The 2,071-nt window shown below is 66.3% G+C and carries 1 protein-coding gene and 1 pseudogene; both read right to left on the bottom strand.

Going from position 1 to position 2,071, the window contains the following annotated elements:
* Window positions 1-47: 47 nt before the first annotated feature.
* Window positions 48-653, bottom strand: a pseudogene (locus MOV75_RS35900) (hypothetical protein); the annotation flags it as partial.
* Between the two features lie 214 nt (window positions 654-867).
* Window positions 868-2,071, bottom strand: a 1,204-nt coding sequence (locus MOV75_RS35895; RefSeq protein ID WP_247007718.1) for a sodium:proton antiporter, incomplete at its 5' end; no start/stop codon positions are given.

The following is a 2,071-nucleotide window of genomic DNA, read 5'->3' as shown; positions in this document are numbered from 1 at the left end:
GATCGACCAGAAGATCAAGAAGGCGCGCCCGTCACGGGACCGCGCGACAGGGAGTGAACGATGGCGGGAGAAATGCTCGGCGTGATCGGCACGGGCCGCATGGGCGGTCCCGGAGGCGCGAGGAAGGTCAGGAACCAGCGCGCGATCGCGGCATCGAGGATCGAGACCGCGGCGAGCAGCATCAGGCGCTTGTGAGCCTCGGGCCTGCGCGTGTTCACGATCGCGAGCACGAACACGATCGCGAAGAACGCGATCCCGCTCATCGGCACGATCGAGAAACCGATGCCGGCCTCGCGCTGCCCGAGCGCTGCGGCATGCTGCATCACGTGCACGGAGGCGAGGAAGCCGAAGATCGTCATCGCGGTCGCGAGCGAAACGCCAGCGATGCCGAGCGAGCGGTGATTGACGACGCGGCCGGAGGCTGCGAGCCAGGTCTGGAGCACGAAATAGAGAGACCAGGTGAAGAACAAGAGTCCGTGAAAGTGGATCACGGGGCTGGTCGAGAGCGTTCGGCTGGCGAGGGGGATCCAATAGGTCGGTGCGAAGCCGAGAAATGCGGTGGCTGCGCAGGCCAGGGCCATGTGGAGATAAAAATATCGTGCGGGCGACGCATCTCGCGCGCGGACACGACGGTCGTCGGTCAGAGTCGTCATCAGGAGTGAGTCTGGGGACAAGGGGTTTGGTTCAAACTCCGCTGTCGTCCCGGGGCGCGCGTAGCGCGAGCCCGGGACCCATAACCACAGGGTCGAATTACCGCGCGAGCTGGTAACCCCGAGTCTTCGCCCAACTTCTCCCTGTGGCTATGGATCCCGGATCGGCGCGCCTAAGGGCGCCCTTGTCCGGGACGACACCGGTTTTGTATGTGCCTCATCCCCCCGCGCTCAATTCCGCGCGATCGAGCTCCTCTTCGATCCGGTGGAAGGCGTCGTCGCCGATCACCTCGGTGGCGCGGAGATCGAAGATCGATTTGCGGGCGGCCTCGATGGCGCGGCGGCGCAGGGGATCGGCGGGCAGTTCGCCATTGGCGATGCCGCCGTTGGGATCGTTTTCGGCCTGCATCAGGATGGCGCGATATTCGAGCCGCAGGATCTCCGCTTCCTCCGACGGATCGCTCTCGATCGCATCGAGCGCGGCGCGATAGGCGACGGCGCGGGCGTGCGCGACCTCGGTGCCGACGGGATCGTCGTCCTTGAGGCCGAACGCCAGAATCAGCGGTCGCAGCGTCAGGCCCTGGATCACCAGCGATCCCAGCACCACCGCAAAGGCGACGAAGACGATGAAGTCGCGATAGGGAAAATTCTCCGGTAGCGCGAAAGCGGTGGCGAGCGTGACGAGGCCGCGCATGCCGCACCAGGAGATGATGAGGCCGCCCTTGGCCGAGGCGACCTGCTTCGGATCCTTCGGATGATAGATCCCCTGCGCGACCAGCACACGCAAGGTCGTGCGGTAGAACGTCACCCAGAGCAGCCGGACCAGCACCACGGTGAGCAGGATCCAGGCCGCCGCCACGCAATATTCCCAGCGCACGTCCGCGTCCAGCCGCGTCCAGATCGGCCGCATCTGCATGCCGATCAGCATGAAGGCGAGCACGTTGAGCACGAACACCATCGTCTCCCAGACCGCATAGGACGGCACCCGCAGCCGGGCCGGCATGCGCGCCCCTGCCGTGCGCGCGAGGGTGATGGCGTAGACCACGATGGTGAGGATGCCGGAGAGGCCGAGATGCTCGGCGGCGATCCAGATCATGAAGGTGGTGGCGAATTGCACGATGATGGCGCTCGGGGCCTCGGTCACGCGCTCCATGAACAGCGGAATGATGCGGCCTGCGACGAGGCCCGCCACGACGCTGCCGACCAGCGCCAGCGCCATGGTCGGCGCGACCTGGCTCCATGTCAGATGCTCGGTGGCGACCGCGCCGACCGCGATGCGATAGATCAGCAGCGCGGTGGCGTCGTTGAGCAGGCTCTCGCCTTCCAGCACCTTCACCATGCGGTGGGGCAGCTTGACCTGGCTCAGGATCGCGACCGCAGCGGCCGCATCGGGCGGCGCCACGATGGCACCGAGCGCAACC

This window comes from Bradyrhizobium sp. PRIMUS42, assembly GCF_023006515.1.
Taxonomy (GTDB): domain Bacteria; phylum Pseudomonadota; class Alphaproteobacteria; order Rhizobiales; family Xanthobacteraceae; genus Bradyrhizobium.
The sequence above is the reverse complement of the archived record's forward strand: the minus strand, read 5'-3'. Positions and strand labels throughout refer to the sequence as shown.